Raw genomic sequence first — 19,968 nt, forward strand, 5'->3', positions numbered from 1 at the left:
CAATCGTCCATTCCGATCGCGGAGCCCATTATCGCTGGCCAGGCTGGCTAACGCGGATCAGCGAAGCGAAACTGGTTCGCTCGATGTCCCGAAAGGGCTGCTCACAAGATAACGCCGCATGCGAAGGCTTCTTCGGCCGATTGAAAACGGAACTCTTTTATCCACGAGATTGGAAGGCCATCACAATCGAACAGTTCGTTGCCGAGGTAGACGCTTACATCCGCTGGTACAATGAGAAGCGTATCAAGATATCGCTGGGATCACTCAGCCCGGTCGAATATCGCAAGAGCCTCGGCCTTAACTTATAAAGCAGTCCAACTTTTTATCCGCATCCCCAAGGGGTCAACTTTGCGTGCCGATTGACACATAACTGCAGTGAGATCGGGTCTGCCAACACGGATCTGGCGTGATGATCGTCGGCGAAAAGGTATTGACCTATCACGCCGGCGACATCACGTTCCTCGCCGAGGGAACCGCATTTTTCCCGCAGTGCCGAGGGGACCCACAGTCAGTGGACTTGGATCATGTTTGATCCGTTACGCCGAACCGGGCACGCCGCCGACGGTTAGTGATCCGTTGAGATACGCGGGCCGCGAATTTAAAATATCTTTAGTCCCAAAGATCACCAGTTTTTGGGGACGTCGATTCAAAGAGCCATCCAAGCGTTCGGTTCCAAGCAGTCACACTGGAAAAGCGCTGTGCGGGGTCTGATATTAGACGCGATGATAACGTTTAGCAGGTCAGCGACCACGATCACCGAAGTGAGAACACCTAAGCCTCTAAACCGAATTGCACCTGCGCTCGAGGCATTGGCCAAGGACTATGGCGATCGGTGGACCGTTGGAAAACTTGCCGACATCTGTTGCATGAGTGAATCAAATTTCCGTCGCGTGTGGAAGGATGCGATTGGTCAAACACTACAGGAATACATCATTTCCATGCGATGCAGATGGCAGCAGCGTTGCTTAGATCACCGGGCCGGTCTGTTCTCGATGTTAGCATGATTGTCGGTTTCGATTCACTGTCCAGCATCAATCGCCTGTTCCGCCGACACTTCAAATGCCCCCCTACAGTGGCGGAAAGTCGGGTCGCCTAATACGTCGTCCCGGAATTAGACTTTCGCGCATAGAATCGGTGAAATAGTTCATCTTTTCAATAATGAGCGGGCACTATGGTTCTAAACGAAGGCGAATTCGTTCAATAAGGACGATTTTCGAAGCTTGACAGATGCCCGATGTACTTCTAGTGATACGTATAAGTAATACGTATCAGTGAGGATCGGGTGAAGCGCGCAACGCAAAAGGATGTGGCGGTTCTGGCCAAAGTTTCCCAAGCGGCAGTATCGATGGTGCTGAGCGGGGGCGACGTATCGTCGGTGTCGGCCGACACTCTTGTTCGTATCCGGCAAGCGGTGCGCGAACTGGATTATGTTCCAAACCGATCTGCCCAAGCATTGAAAACCAATCGCACGATGACGGTGGCGTGCATCGTCCCGGACATAACAAACCCGTTCTATCCGTCACTTTTGCGAGGCGTCCAAACAGTGTTGGAGGCTGAAAACTACGACGTCATCTCAATCAACACCGACGGCTTACGAGATCGCGAACAGCACTTTCTTGAGTGGCTGCGGCAAGGGCGGGTGGACGGAGTGATCGGCGTATTTTGGACAGTACGCGCACCCGAATTTGCCCCATTGATTGAAGCGGGGTTGCCCATCGTTCGCATCGAGTCCTCGAAAAAGACGGGAGGATTGCTGGCGATTGATGACATTTACGTCGATGGTCGTTCGGCCGCGCATGACGTTACCCGGTATCTTGTCGAAAAGGGACATCGCCATATTGGCATGATTGCGGGGCATGGCGGTCCGGAGTCGGTCCGCGTTGAGGGCTACAGGACGGCGCTTCAGGCCGCCGGACTTGACGCTCAAATCGTGGTCGATGACGTTTTTACCGAGGAAGGTGGATTTCGCGCGGCACTGGCTCTCCTCGATGGCGCTCTCAGGCCGACCGCTATTTTTGCCGCGAACGATTTGATGGCGATCGGAGCCATGCAGGCGATCCGCGAACGTGGGCTGAGCATCCCTCACGATATTGCAGTCGTCGGCTTCGACGACATTTCCGCGTCTAAGCTTGTATCGCCGCCACTGACTACCGTCGCCCAATTCCAAAGCGGGATTGGCATGAAGGCAGCCGAAATCCTGATGGAGCGTCTATCTGGCAGGAAAACGGGTGCGGGAACGGTGCGGGAAATGCCGTTTGAATTGATTGAACGAGGATCAGCCTGATTGTCGGACTGACCAAAAACCCTTGGAGGAGGAAACTATGAATGCACGTATTCTCATAAAGACATTTGCCACCTTGGTGTCGGCGACAACGATCTGCAGCGCAGCGTTTGCGCAGGAAAAAAAGCCCGTGTCCTGGTGGTATGAAAACGCCGCGCCCGAAAACCAGCAATTCCTCAAAGATCTTCTCGTAAAGCCATTCAATGATGGGAGCAAGGACGCGGCCCTGTCGATCGATTTCCGGGGTGCCGAACTGGACAAGCAGCTTCGCATAGCCATGCTTTCCGGGAGCGGTCCAGATGTCATCTACACGGCTGGGCCGAGCTACGTTGCCAGCATGGCCCAGGCCGGGCAGCTTCTTCCTCTCGACGACTATGCTGCAAAGCTTGGCTGGCACGAGCGTATTCTGCCCGTGTTCTTGGAGCTTGGCAAATATGACGGCAAGCTCTACGCTCTACCCAAAACCTACGAGACACTTGGCTTGTTCTACAACAAGACGCTTTTCGAAAAGAACGGCTGGACACCGCCGAAGACTATCGCCGAATTCGAGGCGCTCGCAGAGGCCATGAAGGCCAAGAACATCGTTCCGTTCGGCGCAGGCAATGCTGATTGGCGACCCAGCAACGAGCACTACGTTTCCATCGTGCTTAATTCCGTTGCCGGACCGGACAATATGTACAAGGCCCTCAAGGGAGAAATTCCTTGGACGTCAGAGCCTTTTGTGAAAGCCGTCGATACCCTGAACAAGTGGTGGCAGGCCGGCTATTTCGGGCCAAATTATTTCTCGCTGACCGGTGAACAGGCTTTTGCCCAAATCGCAACGGGCGCAGCGGGCATGGCTCCCACAGGCACATGGAATTTCACGAACGTTCCTAAGTATTTCAAGGAAAACAACGCCGAACCTGGCTTCGTCGGCTTTCCAAGCGGAGAGGGCGTACCATATCCGATCTATGCGCTTGGAATCGGGTCAACGTTTTCGATTGCGGCCGGATCGAAGAACCCGGATGGTGCGGCGGAAGTCGTGAACTACGTCTTCAGCGACAAGTTCTATGGCGACATGAATACGGTCTGGCAGGGCGAATGGAACACGCCGCTACGGGATCTGAGCAAGGTGAAGGTGGGCGACGCAGTGCTGCCGCTTTACACTGAGACCATGAAAAATCTGGCGGATTCGGTCAATAAGAACCAGTACGGCTACACCACGTGGACGTTCCTGCCTCCAGCGACTGACACTTATCTGGTGAGCGGCATTGAAGAGCTGTGGCTTGGGAAGACGACCACCGCCGAATTCCTGGAAAAGCTGGATGCCACGTTCAAGCAGGAAAAAGCCGCGGGCAAAGTTCCTGCCATTCCGGCGCGCCAGTAAACCAAGACCCGTCCTTAACAGCACGATCTGGAGACGGTAGCGGCGAATGCCGCTGCCGTTGGCCTGGAGACGAGCATGCACAGACTTTACATTGTACCGACATTGGCCATCAACGCGATCATCATTCTGGTGCCCGCGATGCTCACCGTCACATTGGCGTTTTTCCAATGGGACGGAATTTCCGCACCCGTCTTCGCCGGGCTCGATAATTTTCGCGCGTTATCCGATGACGGAGTGTTCTGGACCGCGCTCACCAACAATCTCATCTGGACCGCAATTTTCCTGATCGTTCCCGTGGCAATGGGGCTTTTGGCGGCGACAATGTTGTTGCTAGTCGATCGAGGCCGGACATTTTTCCAAGTCGTCTACTTCCTACCAGTGATCATCGCAACCGCGATCACAGCACGCGTCTGGCAAGGGATGATCTATAGTCCAGTCACGGGCGTGTTCGGCCTTCTGCAACACACTGGGCTGCCTATCACGAATCCACTGTCGCAACCGTCCATGGCTCTGTTCGGGGTTGCGACCGTCGATCTTTGGCATTGGTGGGGTTTCCTCTGCGTCATCTTTTTTGCGGCGTTGAGGCAGGTGCCGCAGGAGCAAATCGAAGCAGCCAGGCTCGAGGGTGCAACCTTCTGGCAGATGATGCGGTACGTTTTACTGCCCGGTATCCGTCCGACAATAACACTCATGATGATCATGACGGTCATATGGTCCTTCCTCGTCTTCGACTTTGTCTACATCCTCACCCAGGGCGGTCCAGCGTTCTCAAGCGAGGTGCTTTCAACGCTCGCTTACCGCAAGGCTTTCTATGACCTGAACGTCGGCCAAGCCGCCGCAACGTCGCTCGTCATTAGCGTATTTGGCCTCATTGCTACGTACTTTTACATCCGCATTCAATCGAAGGAGACCGAACAATGAGACTGGTCGAAAGCCGTCGTACGTTGACGGTCACCTATATTTGCCTGGGTATTGCAGCGTTCATCGCGCTGTTCCCTATCGCCCTTCTGGTGCTGAACTCGCTGAAGTCAGCACAAGAGATCGTCCTTAATCCGTTATCGTTTCCAAAGATCATCCGTTGGGACAATTTCAGCCGAGCCTGGGCGGACGCACATTTCAGCCAGACGTTTTTAAATTCGGTGATGCTGACTGCCACGACGATCATTATGGTCTGTACCACTGGATCCGCAGCGGCATATGTGCTGGCCCGCAAGAAAATCAGACGATGGAAGGCGGTTACAGGATACCTTCTGGCGACTACGACAGCACCCATCCAGCTCTTCCTGTTCCCGTTGTATTTCGCCTTTGCACGGCTCGGATTGATCAACAACATCTTCGCGGTCGCTCTTGTGTACACCGCCATCTACAGCCCGTTCGCTATCATGCTTCTAAGAACCTACTTTCTGGCGGTGCCCAAGGAGCTCGAAGAGGCGGCATTGATCGACGGAGCAACACACTGGCAGGTGTTTACAAAAGTCATGTTGCCGATGGTATCACCAGGCATCCTGACAGTCGCACTGATCATCGGGCTTTATTCCTGGAATGAGTTCCTGATCGCCACGACATTTCTTCAGCAGCAGGACAGTACGACGGCCGTGGTCTCGTTCTTCCTTCTCAGCGGTCAGTACAGCTCCGACTGGGGCGAGATCATGGCCGCAGCTCTCATCATCGTGCTGCCAATCGTCATCCTGTTCGTCTTCCTGCAACGCCGCTTCATCGAGGGCATGGCAGGCGGATCGGTAAAGGGCTGACCCGCGACAACATTTTCCGAGGTGAATTCAATGACAATCCCAAACGACTATCTGGAACGCGTCTATGCAGGTGTACTGGGTAAGCTGATCGGCGTCTATCTGGGCCGCCCCTTCGAGCAGTGGACGCACCAGCGCATTATGAAAGAGCTCGGCCCAATCGAGTATTACGTTCATGAGCGACTAAATGAGCCCCTCGTCGTTACCGATGACGATGTTGCCGGGACTTTTACGTTCGTGCGCGCCCTCGAGGATTATGGCATCACTGCGGACCTCTCGGCGGAGGAAATCGGCAAGGCGTGGCTCAATTATATCGTTGAGGAGAAATCGATCCTCTGGTGGGGGGGCAATGGCAACTCGACCGAACACACCGCCTGGCTCAATCTAAGAAATGGTATCCCCGCGCCCCACAGCGGATCAATAGCCACCAATGGATCTACCGTCGCCGAACAAATTGGCGCGCAGATATTCATCGACGGTTGGGCACTGGTGGCGCCTTGTCAGCCACGATTGGCTGCACAATTGGCGCAAAAGGCTGGCAGCGTAAGCCACGATGGGGAAGCCGTTTATGCGGCTATGCTGTGGGCGGCGATGGAGGCGGAGGCTTTTCGGTCAGCTGACATCAATCACCTAATCGACACCGGTCTATCTGTGATCCCAAAAGATTGTCTGATTGCCAAGCTGATTGCCGACATTCGGGATTGGCGCAAGTCTGACGACGACTGGTTGGTGACAAGGCAGCGCATTGAGGACCAGTACGGGTACGCACAGTATCCCGGAAACTGCCACGTCGTGCCGAACCATGCACTGATGATCATGTCTGTGCTCTACGCGCCCGACGACTTCCAGCGCGCGCAGATGATCGTCAACACTTCGGGATGGGACACTGACTGCAATGCGGGTAATGTCGGTTGCCTGATGGGAATTATGCTCGGCTTAGAGGGCATTGACGCTGGACCGGACTGGCGCGGACCTGTCGCAGACCGCCTTTTGATATCTTCTGCCGATGGCGGCAATTCAATCAACGATGCAGTCCGAATGGCTTACTATGTCGCGAACCTTGGTCTGACGCTCGCAGGGCTTGAACCAATGACCCCTCCGAAGTCAGGTGCGCAATTCCATTTTTCTCTACCGGGCAGCATTCAGGGATTCAGAACACAGGAGGGTCATGGTCAGCATCGTCTGTATGTCGAAAACATTGCGACGGAGCACGGGCGGGCGCTTGCCGCACGGTTCGAAGCTCTCGGCCCTGGCCAGGTCGCTGCGGTGACGACCCCGGTCTTTTCGCCGCGCGAGGTTTTGAAGATGAAGGTCTACGAACTCATGGCGACACCGTTGATCTATCCGGGGCAAGTTCTCGAAGCGGGGGTCGCTGCAGACGCAAGCAACATGGGTGCCATGTCAGTGAGCCTGCGGCTGCGTGTATACGATGAGCACGACAATCTCAGAACCGTCGATAGCGCTCCGGTCGCGCTTCAACCCGGCGATGCTTCGGTAATTCGCTGGACGGTTCCTGATTTGAAAGGGCAGCCTATCGCTGAGATTGGCGTCGCCATCACTGCATCAGGCAAGCGGGCCGACGGTCGCATCGTCATTGATCACGTTCGTTGGAGCGGAACGCCGCTACTCACTTTGCAGAGGCCTGAAGGGGAGGGCACCTTTTGGAGAATGGCTTGGGTCAACGGTGTCAGTTTCTTCTCCAAACGCTTTCCACCGAGCTTTCGTATCTCTCAGGATCGCGGCGATGGGATCATCATCCACGGAACCCGCCAATGGACGGACTACACCGTCAAAAGTGACGTCATGTTGCATCTTGGATCCGCAGGAGGGCTTGCGGCACGCGTCCAGGGGCTCCGCCGCTACTACTCGCTCCGGCTAGCCCGCAAGGGGGCGATTCAGATCGTTAAAGTTCGCGACGACGTCACAACCATTCTTGCCGAAGCACCGTTCCCGGTGGAACTGGAAGTGACGGTGAGGATGAAGCTGACGGTCCTCGGGTCGAGAATATTTGGGGAGGCGGATGGAGTTGCGATTGAGGCATACGACGATGGCGACCAAGCGTTCCTGGATGGGGGTATCGGTCTCGTTATCTCCGATGGAGCGATATCAACGCCGAGTGTAACCGTGTGTGGACCCGAAACGATAGTCGCCGAAATGGGCACTCTAAAGGAGATTGCCAATGTCCTTCGTTGAGATCAATGCTGTTAAAAAGTCCTATGGAGCACACCCGGTTTTGCATGGCATTGACGTTGCCATCGACGAGGGCGAGTTCGTTGTACTGGTTGGACCGTCGGGCTGTGGAAAGTCTACATTGCTTCGCATGATCGCCGGACTTGAGGATATTTCCGGAGGGACGATCGGGATCGCGGGGCGGGTGGTGAACGACCTCCCTCCCAAGGAGCGAGACATCTCGATGGTGTTTCAAAACTACGCGCTCTATCCCCACATGACCGTCGCCGAGAATATGGCGTTTTCGATGACGTTGGCGGGAGCCGCGAAAGCTGAGAAGGCAAAAAGAGTGGGTGAAGCTGCCGAAATCCTCGGTCTCACACCCTTGCTCGGTCGCTATCCGCGCCAACTTTCCGGCGGACAGCGCCAGCGCGTCGCCATGGGGCGATCAATCGTGCGGAAACCTCAGGTGTTTTTGTTCGACGAACCCCTGTCGAATCTCGATGCCAAGCTGCGGGTTGCTATGCGGGCCGAAATCAAGGCGCTTCACCAGCGCCTTGGGACAACCATTGTCTATGTGACGCACGACCAGGTCGAGGCGCTAACAATGGCGGACAAAATCGTCGTCATGCGCGACGGCCACGTCGAGCAGATCGGTGCCCCATTAGATTTGTACGATTTTCCGGACAACACATTCGTAGCAACATTTATCGGCTCGCCGTCAATGAATCTGATTGAAGGGACCATTCGGGGTGGTGACAACGGAACGATCTTCGTTGCCACCAACGGTGATAAACTACCGCTTTCAAATCGCAAAATTCCAGATGGTACCAAGGCAATCTATGGAATCCGGCCCGAACACCTCGCTCTTTCAGATACGGAACGCGGGATAGCAACCAAAATCGTACTCGCCGAGCCCATGGGTTCGGAAACCCAAGTGCTTTTGGCGCTGGGTGGTGTGAAGGTGGTCGGAGCGTTCCGGGAGCGAACATCGTACGTTACCGGGGACACCATATACGTTGCGCCGGAATTGGAAAAGATTTGCTTGTTTGCCGCTGATACCGGTAAGCGCATTGCTTGACTGTGTCGCACAGGGGGCCTGAAGTAGAGACGAGTTGTCGCTCAGGTGAAGCGGGCCGTTGACTCCCTTACGACGACACTAGGGGGAAGCAGGATCGGCCCGTTTATTGCTCCCCGCCCCAATACGGCTCGTATAGCGATTTCCGCAATTTCTTGGACGGGCTGTCGGATCGTTGTCAGTCTCGGCAAGACAAGGGATGCCAACGGGATGTCGTCGAACCCAACAATAGATAAGTCTTCTGGAACTCGGATGCCCATATCGCGTGAGCATCTGAGAAGCCCGATTGCCTGCTGATCGTTGGCTGTAGCGATAGCCGTTGGCCGTATCTCCACCGGAACCGAAAGCAGTCTTCTGCCCATCTCCTCACCGGACTTGTAGTCGAACTGACCCTCAACAACTGTGAACTCAACGGCTCTCCCGAAGCGTTCGGCGGCCATTGCTATTTCATCCCGAAAACCTCGCAACCGCTGCAGCGAAACGTCAGTCGTGCTTGGGCCGCCTATGTAGCCGATGCGGATGTGCCCCAGCTCCAAGAGATGTTCGGCAGCTAGCCTTCCCCCTTCGATGTTGTCTACCGAGACAAGCGAGTGTCCGGCAAGCGGGCGGTCAATCGTCACGCAGACCAGTCCCTTGGATAACCGTTCACTTACGAGGCTATTGCTGACAGGGGCAATCACGATTCCCGCCGGCACTCTTCCGAGGAGACTCTGGATTTGGGTCTTTTCTGCTTCAGGGTCATCATGGGTGTTGGCAAGCAACATGGAGTACCCGGCGGCAGACGCCAAGACCTCGAGGTGCTTTGCAAGATCGGCAAAGAAGGGGTTTGTAATGTCTGGAATCACCAATCCAATAATGTCCGACTTGTTTAGCCGCAGACTACGCCCAAGGCTACTGGGGCTGTAGCCCAGCTTCTCAATGACCTCTTCGACCCGCAAGCGGATGCCTTCGTTTACAGTGGCGTTCTTTGCCAGAACACGGGACACAGTACCGAGCGAAACCCCCGCATCGCGTGCAACATCTTTAACCGTCGGCTTCACTTTCGAACTCCATCATTACAAATAGGGACGATTAACACACGGCGGTGAAAAGTAGCAATTGCTGCTCATGAAACGTTTCATATTGACGCGCTGGAATTTTGCCGTTACCAAATCTGCACGTTATCATAAATTCTATGAAACGTTTCACCGATGGCTGGAGGGCTGTCGGACCAACGGAGGAATGGTCATGAAGATTTTCACTATCGCATCTATTCTCGCACTCTCTTTGACGACTGCGCTGCCGACAATTGCCCAGGCTGCCGACAAGCCGGTCGTCGGTCTGGTTATGAAGTCGTTAGCCAACGACTTCTTCAAGAATATGCTTGAGGGTGCAGAAGCGCACAACAAGAAGCGCGGCGACTACGAGCTCAAAGCCATTGGAATGCAGAACGAGACAGATTTCGAGAGCCAGGTGAACGGGGTCGAAAACTTCATAACGCAGGGTGTCGATGCAATCGTTATTGCTCCGGCAGATTCCCGTGCCATGGTCGCCCCTTTGAAGAAGGCTATGGATGCCGGCATTACCGTCATCAATTTCGACGTCTCGCTGGACGAGCAGGCGAAAAAAGACGCTGGCATCGATCTGGCGTTTGTCGGTCCTGACAACCGTGCTGGTGCGAAGATGGTCGGCGAGGCCCTGGCCAAAGAACTGGGTGAGGGCGGCAAGGTCGTAATCATCGAGGGCAACCCAGGTGCGGACAACGCCGCCCAGCGGAAACTCGGTTTCGAGGATGCGGTCGCGGCTGGCAAGCTGGAACTCCTGGACTCGCGCACCGCGCATTGGGAGACCGAGGAAGCCAATTCGGTCTTTTCGAACATGCTGACTGCGCACCCGGACATCAAAGGCGTTCTCGCCGCAAATGACTCAATGGCCATCGGTGTTGTCAAAGCTCTCGATGCGGCGGGCCGCAAGGACATTAAGGTCGTCGGTTTCGATAACGTTCCAGCGGTGGCTCCTCTCCTGAAGGATGGCAAACTGCTTGCGACGGTTGATCAGTTTGGCTCACAGATGGCAGCGAACGCCATCGACAAGGCGCTTGCTGTCGTAGCAGGCGGACCAAAGCTTGAGGGCTGGATCAAGACGGACATCGAATTGGTTACGAAGGCCAACGTGAAGTAACGCCCGCATGCATGGCCGCGTCGGACTATTCCGGCGCGGCATTTTCAAGAGGGTTCTTCGATGACCATTTCACAATCAAACTCGATGTCACCTTCCGCTCAGCGGGAAATTATAACGAAGCCAGTTCTTGAGTTGCAAGACATCAAGAAAAGCTTCGGTGGGACGGTCGCGCTCAATGGCGTGAATCTGTCCGTAAATCACGCGGAAGTGCACGGTCTCATCGGCGAAAACGGCGCGGGTAAGTCAACACTGATTAAAACGCTCTGCGGTATCGTCACGCCAGACTCTGGAGCGATAAAGCTCGCGGGCGAGGCTTACGCACCACAGACCCCAAGGGACGCCAAAGCGAATGGACTGCAGGTGGTGCACCAGGAATTCAATCTGCTTCCCTTCCTTTCCGTCGCAGAAAACATCTTCATCGAACATTTGCCTCGCAATATTTTGGGCGTCGTAAAGCGGCGTGAGATGAACGAGCGCGCTCGTGCAGCACTTGATGCGATCGGTCTCAGCGACATCGATGTGCGCTGGCCGGTTGAACGGCTGGGGATCGCGCACCGTCAGCTGGTGGAGGTTGCGCGTGCTTTGATGACGGAAAGCCGAGTTCTTATTCTTGACGAACCGACTGCAACGTTGACGTCACGCGAGACCGAGCGGTTATTCGCAATCATTGGAGAACTCCGTGCCCGCGGCGTCGCAATCATATTCGTTTCTCACCACCTCGACGAAATCTTCCGTATCTGTAACAGGGTGACGGTTCTGAGGAACGGCGAAACAGTATTTTCTAGTGCTATCGACGACACCGACCAGGATGAGCTCGTTCGCAGCATGGTTGGTAAGCAGCTACAAAAGGAAATGGCTAGTGACGTCATTTCCAGCGCCGGAAGCGAAGTTGTCCTTTCCCTCAAAAATCTTCGGCATGTTCAATCGCCGCATCAAGACGGCATATCCTTCGACTTGCATAAGGGCGAGATACTCGGGGTCGCTGGGCTTGTCGGCTCGGGCCGGACGGAACTGTTACGTGCGATATCGGCTGCCGAGCTCCCTTTGTCGGGACAATTGATACGGGATGGGAGGGTCGTAGCGTTCCGGTCGCCGAAGGATGCTATCCAAGCCGGAATTGGGTTCGTCACCGAGGACCGGAAAGATCAAGGTCTTATCTTGTCCATGCCGATTGCCGCAAACGTGACACTAGCGTCTCTGCAGGGGGTGTCCAGCATGGGACTGCTCGATAGGAACGCCGAACTCTTGGTAACCCAGCGGTTGGGATCGGATCTTCGCCTTAAATATGGAGAACCCGGCGACAATGTTTCGACGCTGTCAGGCGGCAATCAGCAAAAAGTCGTTTTGGCCAAGTGGTTGGCGCGCAATCCTCGCGTTCTCCTGTTGGACGAGCCAACACGGGGCGTCGACGTCGGGGCGAAGGCGGAAATTTATGGTTTGGTCCGCCGTCTTGCCGAGGATGGCTTGGCACTTCTAATTGTCTCCTCCGAGCTTCCGGAGTTGATGACGCTTTGTGATCGAATCCTTGTGATGTCTCAGCACCGGATTGTTGGCGAAGTTGCCCGACCGGAGTTCTCGGAAGAAAAAATATTGACTTACGCCTACCAGGGCGAACGACGAAACGCGGAGCATTGATCATGGACGCAGTTGAAAACACGCCTTCGACAGGCAGCAAAGAGAAGCCCATGACGAAGATTTCGATGAAACTTGTGCTTCGGGACGCAGGGATCGGCATCGCCCTGCTGGTTTTGATCGTTTTTTTCTCGCTGAGCACGGAGCATTTCCTTAATCCGAATAACATTTCGAATATTCTCACGCAGATAACCATCAATCTGATCCTGGCCATCGGCATGACCTTCGTGATTCTCATCGGCGGCATAGACCTGTCCGTCGGATCAATGCTTGCGTTATGTGCGGTAGTCGGCGGAAGCGTGCTTACGATTCCTGATCTTGCGGTTTGGCAGGCCGTAGTCCTCGCAACCCTCGCTGCAGTGGCGACAGGTGTCGTTTGTGGGTTCCTGAACGGGTGGATCAGCGCGTTCTGGGGGCTTCCATCCTTCATCGTCACTTTGGGTATGCTCAACATCGCCCGTGGCGCCGCTTTGCAAGTGACCGACGCGCGGACGATCTATTCGTTCCCGCAGACATTCAACGACTTTGGATCGAAAATGTTGTTTGGTATTCCGGTCGTTTTTCTGATTGCTTTGGCCCTGGTCGCAGTCGCATGGTTTGTACTTTCCAAAACCGTTTTTGGCCGACTGCTCTACGGTATCGGCAACAATGAGGAGGCTGTGCGACTGGCTGGCCATTCACTTATGTTCTATAAGGTCGCCGCGTTCACAATTGCAGGAGCGCTCGTCGGGATCGCGTCTATCATCTACATGGCGCGCCTGAACATCGCGAGCCCGATTATCGGCATTGGGTTCGAACTCAATGCAATTGCTGCGGTTATTATCGGTGGCACCAGCCTAAGTGGGGGCCGCGGCACGGTTATTGGAACCCTGCTCGGAGCTTGCATCATTGGTGTGTTGGCGAACGGCCTAATTCTATTTGGCCTGAGCGACTTTCTGCGGCAGATGATTACGGGCGTTGTCATCATCCTCGCGGTGATCATCGACAAATATCGCGAACGCATCACGGCAGTTTAACGGACAGCCGAAACGGTGCGCCCAGCCGAGGTGGCACACCGTTTTGCTTCCATGACCCGCCAAGATAGTGTGACATACTTAGAACTCGGCAAGAACGCCTTCAACGGCCACGCCTTGGCGAGCCTGATGCAGCGCTGCTGCACATTCCAGGACATCTATAATGAAAAATTCAGGCGTATGCATCCTCGGCGTGTTCGTTGCGGACACGGCCTATTTGGCCAAACGGATGCCCGGTATCGGAGAAACCATATCCGGAAGCGGTTTCTCAGTTGGTCCTGGTGGAAAAGGCTCAAATCAAGCGGTCGCGGCTGCTCGCGCCGGCGCGCAGGTGGCATTCATTTCAAAAATCGGCATTGATACCTTCGGGGATCTCGCTATCGAGACTTTTGCGCGGGAAGGGATTTTAGCCAAAGTCACTCGCACGTCGGACGTAGCTACCGGAGCCGCATTCATCTATGTTAATGAGACCAATGGCGACAACGCGATCATTGTGTATCCCGGAGCGGCTGGAACGATCAGTATCGACGATGTCGAATCCCACGCCAGCGCAATTCAAGCGGCCGCGGTGTTTGTCACACAGCTAGAGCAACCTGCGGCGGCGGCCCTGCGAGGATTGGAGATTGCCCGCTCCAGCGGTGTTACCACCGTGTTCAACCCCGCGCCGGCCGAAACGTTTCCGGAAGAAATCTATGGCCTCTGCGACTATTTCATTCCCAATGAGACTGAAGCCGCTTCCCTCGTCGGTTTTAGTTTGGAGACTATAGCGGATGCACGTCGCGCCGGTGACGTTTTTCTAGAGCGTGGAGTGACTGCTGCCATAATCACGCTAGGGCACCGCGGGGTGCTCTACCACTCCGGCGAGCAATCAATTCACATCCCCGCATTTCCGGTCGAAACGGTTGTTGACACGACGGGCGCAGGCGATGCTTTCGTCGGTGGTTTTTCGGCAGCGCTGGCAGATGCGTTCGACCCCGTCGACGCAGTCCGATTCGGCTGTGCAACGGCTGCTATCGCGGTTACGCGACGAGGAACCGCCGGAGCGATGCCGCGTCGCCTCGAAATTGAAACCCTCTACCGTTCACATTGAAAACGTGTAGTGGCTCAATCGAATCTGAAAGTCAGCGGCGAATTCAAAAAAACGACCGGTATTCGCTGGTGGAAGCCTTTAGGCAGCGAGACTGCGATGCTCAACCGCAATCACTAACACCGTAGGTTGGTAGTCCGCGACCGCTCCAACAAACGCACCCCTGTTCTTTACCTCTTCCGCACCCATGGTCGGAAGCGTGGCCGTGGAAGATGGTCGTTGCACAATTTCAACAGCGTGAACCGAGTGAATCATCACAGCGAGTTCTGCTGACGGTCAATCCCGAACTCCGATCGTTTACCATTGCTACTCGTTGCGGGAACTTGTTCTTAGCCCATGCGCTCGGACGCATAGGACCCCGGGCTTGCCGGAAACACCACAGTGCGGTTGCCGTTGATGAAGGTGCGGTGGTGGATATGGGCGTGCACGGCGCGCGCCAGCACCTGGCTTTCCACGTCGCGGCCGATCGAGACATAATCCTCGGCCGACTGGGCATGGGTGATGCGGGCGATGTCCTGCTCGATGATAGGACCTTCGTCGAGATCGGCAGTGACGTAATGTGCCGTCGCGCCGATCAGCTTGACGCCGCGCTCATAGGCCTGCTTGTACGGGTTGGCACCCTTGAAGGATGGCAGGAACGAGTGGTGGATGTTGATGATCTTGCCCGACATCTTCTGGCACATCTGGTCCGACAGTATCTGCATGTAGCGGGCCAGCACGATCAGTTCCGTGCCGGTCTGCTCCACCACGTCCATGATCCGGGCCTCCGCCTGCGGCTTGTTGGCCTTGGTCACCGGGATATGGTGGAACGGGATGTCGTGATTGACGACGACCTTCTGGTATTCGAAATGGTTGGAAACGACGCCGACGATCTCGATCGGTAGCGCGCCGATCTTCCAGCGGTAGAGCAGGTCGTTGAGGCAATGACCAAAGCGCGACACCATCAAGAGCACCTTCATTCGGTGCTCGCTATCGAGGATATCGGCTTCCATGCCAAAGCGGGTCTTTACCGCCTCAAACCCGGCCTTCAGCGTGTCGAGTGTCGCACCTTCCTGGCTGATGAAGGTCAGGCGCATGAAGAACAGGCCGGTTTCCATGTCGTCAAACTGCGAGCTGTCGGTGATGTAACAGCCCTCGTCGGCCAGATAGCCGGTAATCGCCGCGACGATGCCACGGGTGGATTTGCACGATACGGTGAGTACGAAGTTGGTCAATGTGATTTCACTTTCGCATGATGAAGAGGAGCTGTTCGGTTCGGAGGTATCAGGGTCTGACACGGTTGAATGGACCGCAGTCCCCGCAGCCAATTCGCTGCAGGGACGGCGTGGTATCATAGTGATCCTTGAAGGACGATCGCAGCTAGCTTAAAATCAGGCAGTTATGCCGTGATGGCATTGAGCATTTCTTCGCCCGTGATGATCCGCTCCACTTCATCAATCGTCGTTGTTTTCGGATCAATGTCGTCTGCCACGACCTTGCCCCCTCGCATAACGATGATGCGGTCGACGACCTGGAATACGTGGTGGATGTTGTGAGCGATGAAGATGCAAGAGTGTCCTGTATCACGGGCTTCCCGCACAAATCGCAGTACACCTTGGGTTTCTGCGACCCCAAGGTTGTTTGTCGGCTCATCAAGAATGATGAGATCGCTGTCAAATTGCATGGCGCGTGCGATTGCGACCGCCTGCCGCTCGCCGCCAGACAGAGACGAGATCGCCGTCTCAGGCGGGATGTCTTTCGTGATGCCAACCCGCTTTAACAGTTCGCGTGCCGATGCGTTCATCGCTTCCTGATCGAGCCTATTCAAGAACCCGTTGCCTTTGACGGGCTCACGTCCCAAGAAAAGATTACGGGCGATTGAAAGCTGTGGTACCAGAGCAGAGTCCTGGAAAATCGTCTCGATACCGTTCGCGATGGCATCAGCCGTGCTTTTGAGCTCCACCTTGCGGCCCTTGATCAGGATGTCGCCGCTGGTCAGCGGTACGGCTCCGGAAAGAACTTTGATCAGAGTGGATTTGCCTGCGCCGTTGTCGCCCAGCAGACCAACGACTTCGTGCGTCTTAACCGTCAGACTGACGTCGCGCAGGGCATGAATCCGACCGTAAAACTTGTTGATTTTCTCCATGCGGATGAGATCTTCGGCCATCCTCTATACTCCTGCGTTATGTCGGCGTTCGAGCCACGAGTGCAGCGCCATCATTCCCAGAATAATCGCCCCGATGAAGATATTGTAGGCCAGGCCCGGTACACCGACCATGACGATGCCGTTTCGCATCACACGCAGGATGAAGATACCGAGAACTGTTCCGATGATTGTGCCGCGCCCGCCTGTCAGCACTGTTCCGCCGATCACGACCATCGCAATAACCTCGAGTTCGTAACCCGTTCCGCTATTGGGATTCGCCGCTGAGGTGCGAATTGAACTAATAATGCCTGCCAGAGACGCCATCGCGGATGAAGCCATGAACAGGTAAATCTTGGTGCGGCCGACATTCACACCGCGGGCGCGGGCTGCATTTGGATTACCACCCGATGCCTGGATCCAGTTGCCCGCTTTCGATTTGGTGAGAATGTAATGTGCAACAAATGCTGCCAGTGCGAACCAGATAACTGACATGTACATTCGGAAGCTCCCAATGAAAAAGCTTCCTGCCAATATATCGGCAAACCAGTTGCCCTCGGCCGTCCATGTCCTTTGGGGAAAGCCGTCGGTGACATAGAGAGCAGTGCCTCGAACGACCAAAAGCATGCCGAGGGTGACGAGAAACGAGGGTATGTTGAGCTTGGTAACGAACCAGCCATTGATAAAGCCGATGACCAGACTGAACGCGATTGCAACTAGAAAGGCGGCGCCGAGCGGCATCACTTCACTATTAAAGAGCGTCCACATCAGCACTGCAGAAAATCCGAATACCGATCCCACGGACAAGTCGAATTCCCCGGCGGTCATCAGCAAGGTCATGGCCAATGCGATCAAACCGAGTTCAACTGTAAATGAGAGTGTGTTGCTGATGTTTGGAAGCGAAAGAAAATCTGAATTGAAGGACCAAAAGATCACTAGCTCGAGCACCAAAAGGACGAGCGGACCGAATTCCGGCTTCGAAACGAAGCTTTGCAGATAAGTACGTTGTTGCATGATGGTCACCGATTGGGGTGGGCCACCCGGAAGGACCGGGTGGCGCAGCCTGTCTGAGTTCGAAAGAGGTTACTTGCCTGACAGGATCTTGTCGTAAAACTCGGCCTTGTCCTTTTCGTATAGGGCACCGGTGATGATGTTAAAGCCCGGCGGGATCTTGCTCGCGGCCATTGCTGCCATAGACAATGCCATGTAGCTCGTTGCCTGCGGGTCCTGCCATTGAGCAGCGTTCACGTAGCCATTAAGAACTTCTTGAGTGGTGTCCGTGGAATTGCCCCATCCTATGACAGGAATCTCTCCAGCCTTGACGCCGACTTGTTCGAACACGCGCTTGATGCTGCCATTTACCAGATCGCCAAGGCCGATGATGGCCTTGATCTTCGAACGGTTTGCCGTCAGGTAGTCCGACATGCGCGTGATAATTTCGGCCTGGTCCAGCGTCGCGTCGGTGACTTCCCAAGTAATGTTCAAAGGCTTGAAGACGCTCGCGATGCCTTCCTCTTCCTGCACGCCATACGTGGCACCTGGAACTTCAACTGGCATCCAGACGAAATCTCCTGACTTCACAAGCTTCTTGTCGACCAGGTACTGTGCCCAATTTTTGCCGAAAGTCTTGTTGTCGCCGCCGACGTAGGCGTCGAAGTTTGCCTGAGGGTCGGGTGTATTGAAGTTGATGATCGGAATACCCTTGGCTTTGGCCTCCTTGACCACTTCAACCAACGATCCCGGATCGGGGCTGGTCGTCGCAATGCCAGCCGCACCTGCCGAAATGGCTGCCCGGATCGCTTCTTGATGGGCGGGCACGTCCCCGTTCTGAAAGGATGTGTTGACCGTATTGCCCGTATCCGCAGCCCATTGTTTTGCGCCTGCGAGAAAGTAGGTCCAGACCGGATCCGCCGGTGAGCCGTGCGATACCCAATAATAGGTTTTACCTTCAGCGTGGGCGGTCGAGACGAAACCCGCTCCAGCAGCGAGGACCGCAGCTGACAGCAACGCAATTGCTTTCTTGAACATGTGAATTCTCCTCCCATGGCCCGCTAATCCAACGGGCAACCTCTTGAGTTGGCCTCCTGAGCCAACATCAAAATGATTTCTTTTAGACATCATTTTGATGCTTTGCAACTAACGACAGGTTGGCGCCGGTGTCAAGTGGATTTCCGGATCGGCGCCATATTCCTTAACCGTGGAATGGGGCACCTGAGGGGCTACTTCTCAAAATGATGTGCTGTTTCGATCGTAGTCGAGGAAGCGACAATCAAACGGTATCGTGCATCTTCGCCCGGCCTCGTCGCTTATGATCAATACGCCATCGGCAAGTGATATTTCAGACACGCGTGTCCATCCACTCGGTACTTCGATTGCTCCAAAAGCGTAGCGGATCTTCGTGGTGCGGCCTGGGGCGAGATCGAGCCCAAGCGCCACGTTCATGTCAGCCGTGTGCGTGTCTGGAAGATGGAAACTGATCGCTGCTTCTTCGATTCCAAGCACAGCCGTATGCCGTCCGGACCACGGTGGATAGGCACGGCCACCATTGCTCATCCACAACACGGTATGCGGAAGGACAAGGGCGTCCTTGACCGAGAAGAAAATGAAACCGTCCTTGGCGGCAAGTGCCGCCGACCATCCGAATGATGCGCCTTGCTTTTCTGTAAGTACGACGACGTCTTCATGCCTTGTTTCGAAGGGATAGCGGGACGCGTCGGTGACACTGCCATCCGATTTCCGAATCGATGATAAAGTGTCGAATGTTTGCGGATATGCCAAGATCGAACGGCCGCGGGAAGGATCCGTTTCAGGGGCGCAAGGACCGGTGCTGCCGAACCTTTTGTCCGAGAAACTGAGGCTAACGCCCCCGGGAACATGGAGCATGGTGTGATGGGCGATCGGAATTGTACCCGTTCCGCCCGTGATCGTGTGTGTCTGGTATACGACGGGGTGACCGGGGTGCAGCCTTATCTCTTTTGTGGCTAGCCCTCCTTGAACGTTCTGGCGCAATCTGTAGAGACCTACGCCAGCTTGCTGAGCATCAGGCGAGGCAGCCCAGTCACCGTTTGCGGTCCAGCCGTGAAGCGGAACTTCCGCCGAGGGCAATGCAAAGGGCGCGCAGAAGAAGTCTCCTGCCAGCTTGCGCTCGATGAGAGGGATGCCAGTATTTAACTGCTCGTTATCTCGGACCCAAGGTGCCTTGTGAAGGGGGCTGATCTGTCTGCCGCCATGTTTGAAGATGACTTCGGCTATGACGCCGCCTTCCGGATCAAAAACGACACGGACGACGTCGGTTTCTATGATATCCATACT

Annotated in this window: 19 protein-coding genes; 13 read left to right on the forward strand and 6 right to left on the reverse strand. The window is 55.2% G+C overall.

What is annotated here, in order from left to right:
• The 9 genes from ACP7E0_RS33270 to ACP7E0_RS33310 form a co-directional block, all read left to right on the forward strand.
• The coding region (locus ACP7E0_RS33270; RefSeq protein ID WP_426131439.1) for a transposase at window positions 1–308 on the forward strand (308 nt) is incomplete at its 5' end.
• 414 nt (window positions 309–722) lie between these two features.
• The gene (locus ACP7E0_RS33275) at window positions 723–1,004 is read left to right on the forward strand and encodes an AraC family transcriptional regulator (protein WP_426131441.1); all 282 of its coding nucleotides are present in this window, start codon (window positions 723–725) and stop codon (window positions 1,002–1,004) included.
• Complete coding sequence (locus ACP7E0_RS33280; RefSeq protein WP_426131443.1) at window positions 950–1,096, forward strand: helix-turn-helix domain-containing protein; 147 nt, start codon at window positions 950–952, stop codon at window positions 1,094–1,096. Before ACP7E0_RS33275 ends, ACP7E0_RS33280 begins: the two co-directional genes overlap by 55 nt.
• A gap of 186 nt (window positions 1,097–1,282) precedes the next feature.
• A complete protein-coding gene (locus ACP7E0_RS33285; RefSeq protein WP_426131445.1) occupies window positions 1,283–2,284 on the forward strand; it encodes a LacI family DNA-binding transcriptional regulator in 1,002 nt (333 codons plus the stop codon).
• On the forward strand, window positions 2,265–3,647 hold the full coding sequence (locus ACP7E0_RS33290) for an ABC transporter substrate-binding protein (RefSeq protein ID WP_426131447.1): 1,383 nt from the start codon (window positions 2,265–2,267) through the stop codon (window positions 3,645–3,647). The genes ACP7E0_RS33285 and ACP7E0_RS33290 overlap by 20 nt, the downstream gene beginning before the upstream one ends.
• A 75-nt stretch (window positions 3,648–3,722) precedes the next feature.
• Window positions 3,723–4,568 (forward strand): carbohydrate ABC transporter permease, encoded by an 846-nt coding sequence (locus ACP7E0_RS33295; protein ID WP_426131449.1) that lies wholly within the window; start codon window positions 3,723–3,725, stop codon window positions 4,566–4,568.
• A 23-nt stretch (window positions 4,569–4,591) separates the two neighbouring features.
• Window positions 4,592–5,398, forward strand: a complete 807-nt coding sequence (locus tag ACP7E0_RS33300; protein WP_426131451.1) for a carbohydrate ABC transporter permease — start codon at window positions 4,592–4,594, stop codon at window positions 5,396–5,398.
• 30 nt (window positions 5,399–5,428) lie between these two features.
• The gene (locus tag ACP7E0_RS33305; RefSeq protein WP_426131453.1) at window positions 5,429–7,588 is read left to right on the forward strand and encodes an ADP-ribosylglycohydrolase family protein; all 2,160 of its coding nucleotides are present in this window, start codon (window positions 5,429–5,431) and stop codon (window positions 7,586–7,588) included.
• Complete coding sequence (locus tag ACP7E0_RS33310) at window positions 7,575–8,645, forward strand: ABC transporter ATP-binding protein (protein WP_426131455.1); 1,071 nt, start codon at window positions 7,575–7,577, stop codon at window positions 8,643–8,645. Before ACP7E0_RS33305 ends, ACP7E0_RS33310 begins: the two co-directional genes overlap by 14 nt.
• A 41-nt stretch (window positions 8,646–8,686) precedes the next feature.
• Here the strand turns inward: ACP7E0_RS33310 and ACP7E0_RS33315 are convergent, their stop codons facing one another.
• Entirely contained in the window at window positions 8,687–9,682 is a 996-nt protein-coding gene (locus ACP7E0_RS33315) for a LacI family DNA-binding transcriptional regulator (protein ID WP_426131457.1), read from the reverse strand.
• Between the two features lie 187 nt (window positions 9,683–9,869).
• On the opposite strand from ACP7E0_RS33315, the gene ACP7E0_RS33320 reads away from it, so the two are divergent.
• The 4 genes from ACP7E0_RS33320 to rbsK all read left to right on the forward strand — a co-directional run bounded on the left by ACP7E0_RS33320 (window position 9,870) and on the right by rbsK (window position 14,537).
• Complete coding sequence (locus ACP7E0_RS33320) at window positions 9,870–10,802, forward strand: sugar ABC transporter substrate-binding protein (protein ID WP_426131459.1); 933 nt, start codon at window positions 9,870–9,872, stop codon at window positions 10,800–10,802.
• A gap of 60 nt (window positions 10,803–10,862) precedes the next feature.
• Window positions 10,863–12,437: a sugar ABC transporter ATP-binding protein gene (locus tag ACP7E0_RS33325; protein WP_426131461.1), complete on the forward strand. Its 1,575-nt coding sequence runs from the start codon at window positions 10,863–10,865 to the stop codon at window positions 12,435–12,437.
• Window positions 12,438–12,439: 2 nt separating this feature from the next.
• The gene (locus ACP7E0_RS33330) at window positions 12,440–13,450 is read left to right on the forward strand and encodes an ABC transporter permease (protein WP_426131463.1); all 1,011 of its coding nucleotides are present in this window, start codon (window positions 12,440–12,442) and stop codon (window positions 13,448–13,450) included.
• 160 nt (window positions 13,451–13,610) lie between these two features.
• Window positions 13,611–14,537, forward strand: a complete 927-nt coding sequence (rbsK, locus tag ACP7E0_RS33335; RefSeq protein WP_426131465.1) for a ribokinase — start codon at window positions 13,611–13,613, stop codon at window positions 14,535–14,537.
• 326 nt (window positions 14,538–14,863) lie between these two features.
• Here rbsK and purU read toward each other — a convergent pair whose 3' ends face one another.
• From purU to ACP7E0_RS33360, 5 genes are all read right to left on the reverse strand, one after another.
• Window positions 14,864–15,748, reverse strand: coding sequence for a formyltetrahydrofolate deformylase (purU, locus tag ACP7E0_RS33340; RefSeq protein WP_426131467.1), 885 nt, complete (start codon window positions 15,746–15,748; stop codon window positions 14,864–14,866).
• A gap of 164 nt (window positions 15,749–15,912) precedes the next feature.
• Complete coding sequence (locus tag ACP7E0_RS33345; RefSeq protein ID WP_426131469.1) at window positions 15,913–16,680, reverse strand: ATP-binding cassette domain-containing protein; 768 nt, start codon at window positions 16,678–16,680, stop codon at window positions 15,913–15,915.
• Window positions 16,681–16,683: 3 nt separating this feature from the next.
• Window positions 16,684–17,670, reverse strand: a complete 987-nt coding sequence (locus ACP7E0_RS33350; RefSeq protein WP_426131471.1) for an ABC transporter permease — start codon at window positions 17,668–17,670, stop codon at window positions 16,684–16,686.
• Between the two features lie 69 nt (window positions 17,671–17,739).
• Window positions 17,740–18,684 carry a substrate-binding domain-containing protein gene (locus ACP7E0_RS33355; RefSeq protein ID WP_426131473.1) on the reverse strand — a complete coding sequence of 315 codons (945 nt, stop codon included), beginning with the start codon at window positions 18,682–18,684 and terminating at the stop codon, window positions 17,740–17,742.
• Between the two features lie 198 nt (window positions 18,685–18,882).
• Complete coding sequence (locus ACP7E0_RS33360; protein WP_426131475.1) at window positions 18,883–19,965, reverse strand: hypothetical protein; 1,083 nt, start codon at window positions 19,963–19,965, stop codon at window positions 18,883–18,885.
• Window positions 19,966–19,968: the final 3 nt, after the last annotated feature.

The sequence above is a fragment of the Pararhizobium sp. PWRC1-1 genome, from assembly GCF_049897905.1.
In the GTDB taxonomy this organism is placed as follows: domain Bacteria; phylum Pseudomonadota; class Alphaproteobacteria; order Rhizobiales; family Rhizobiaceae; genus Pararhizobium.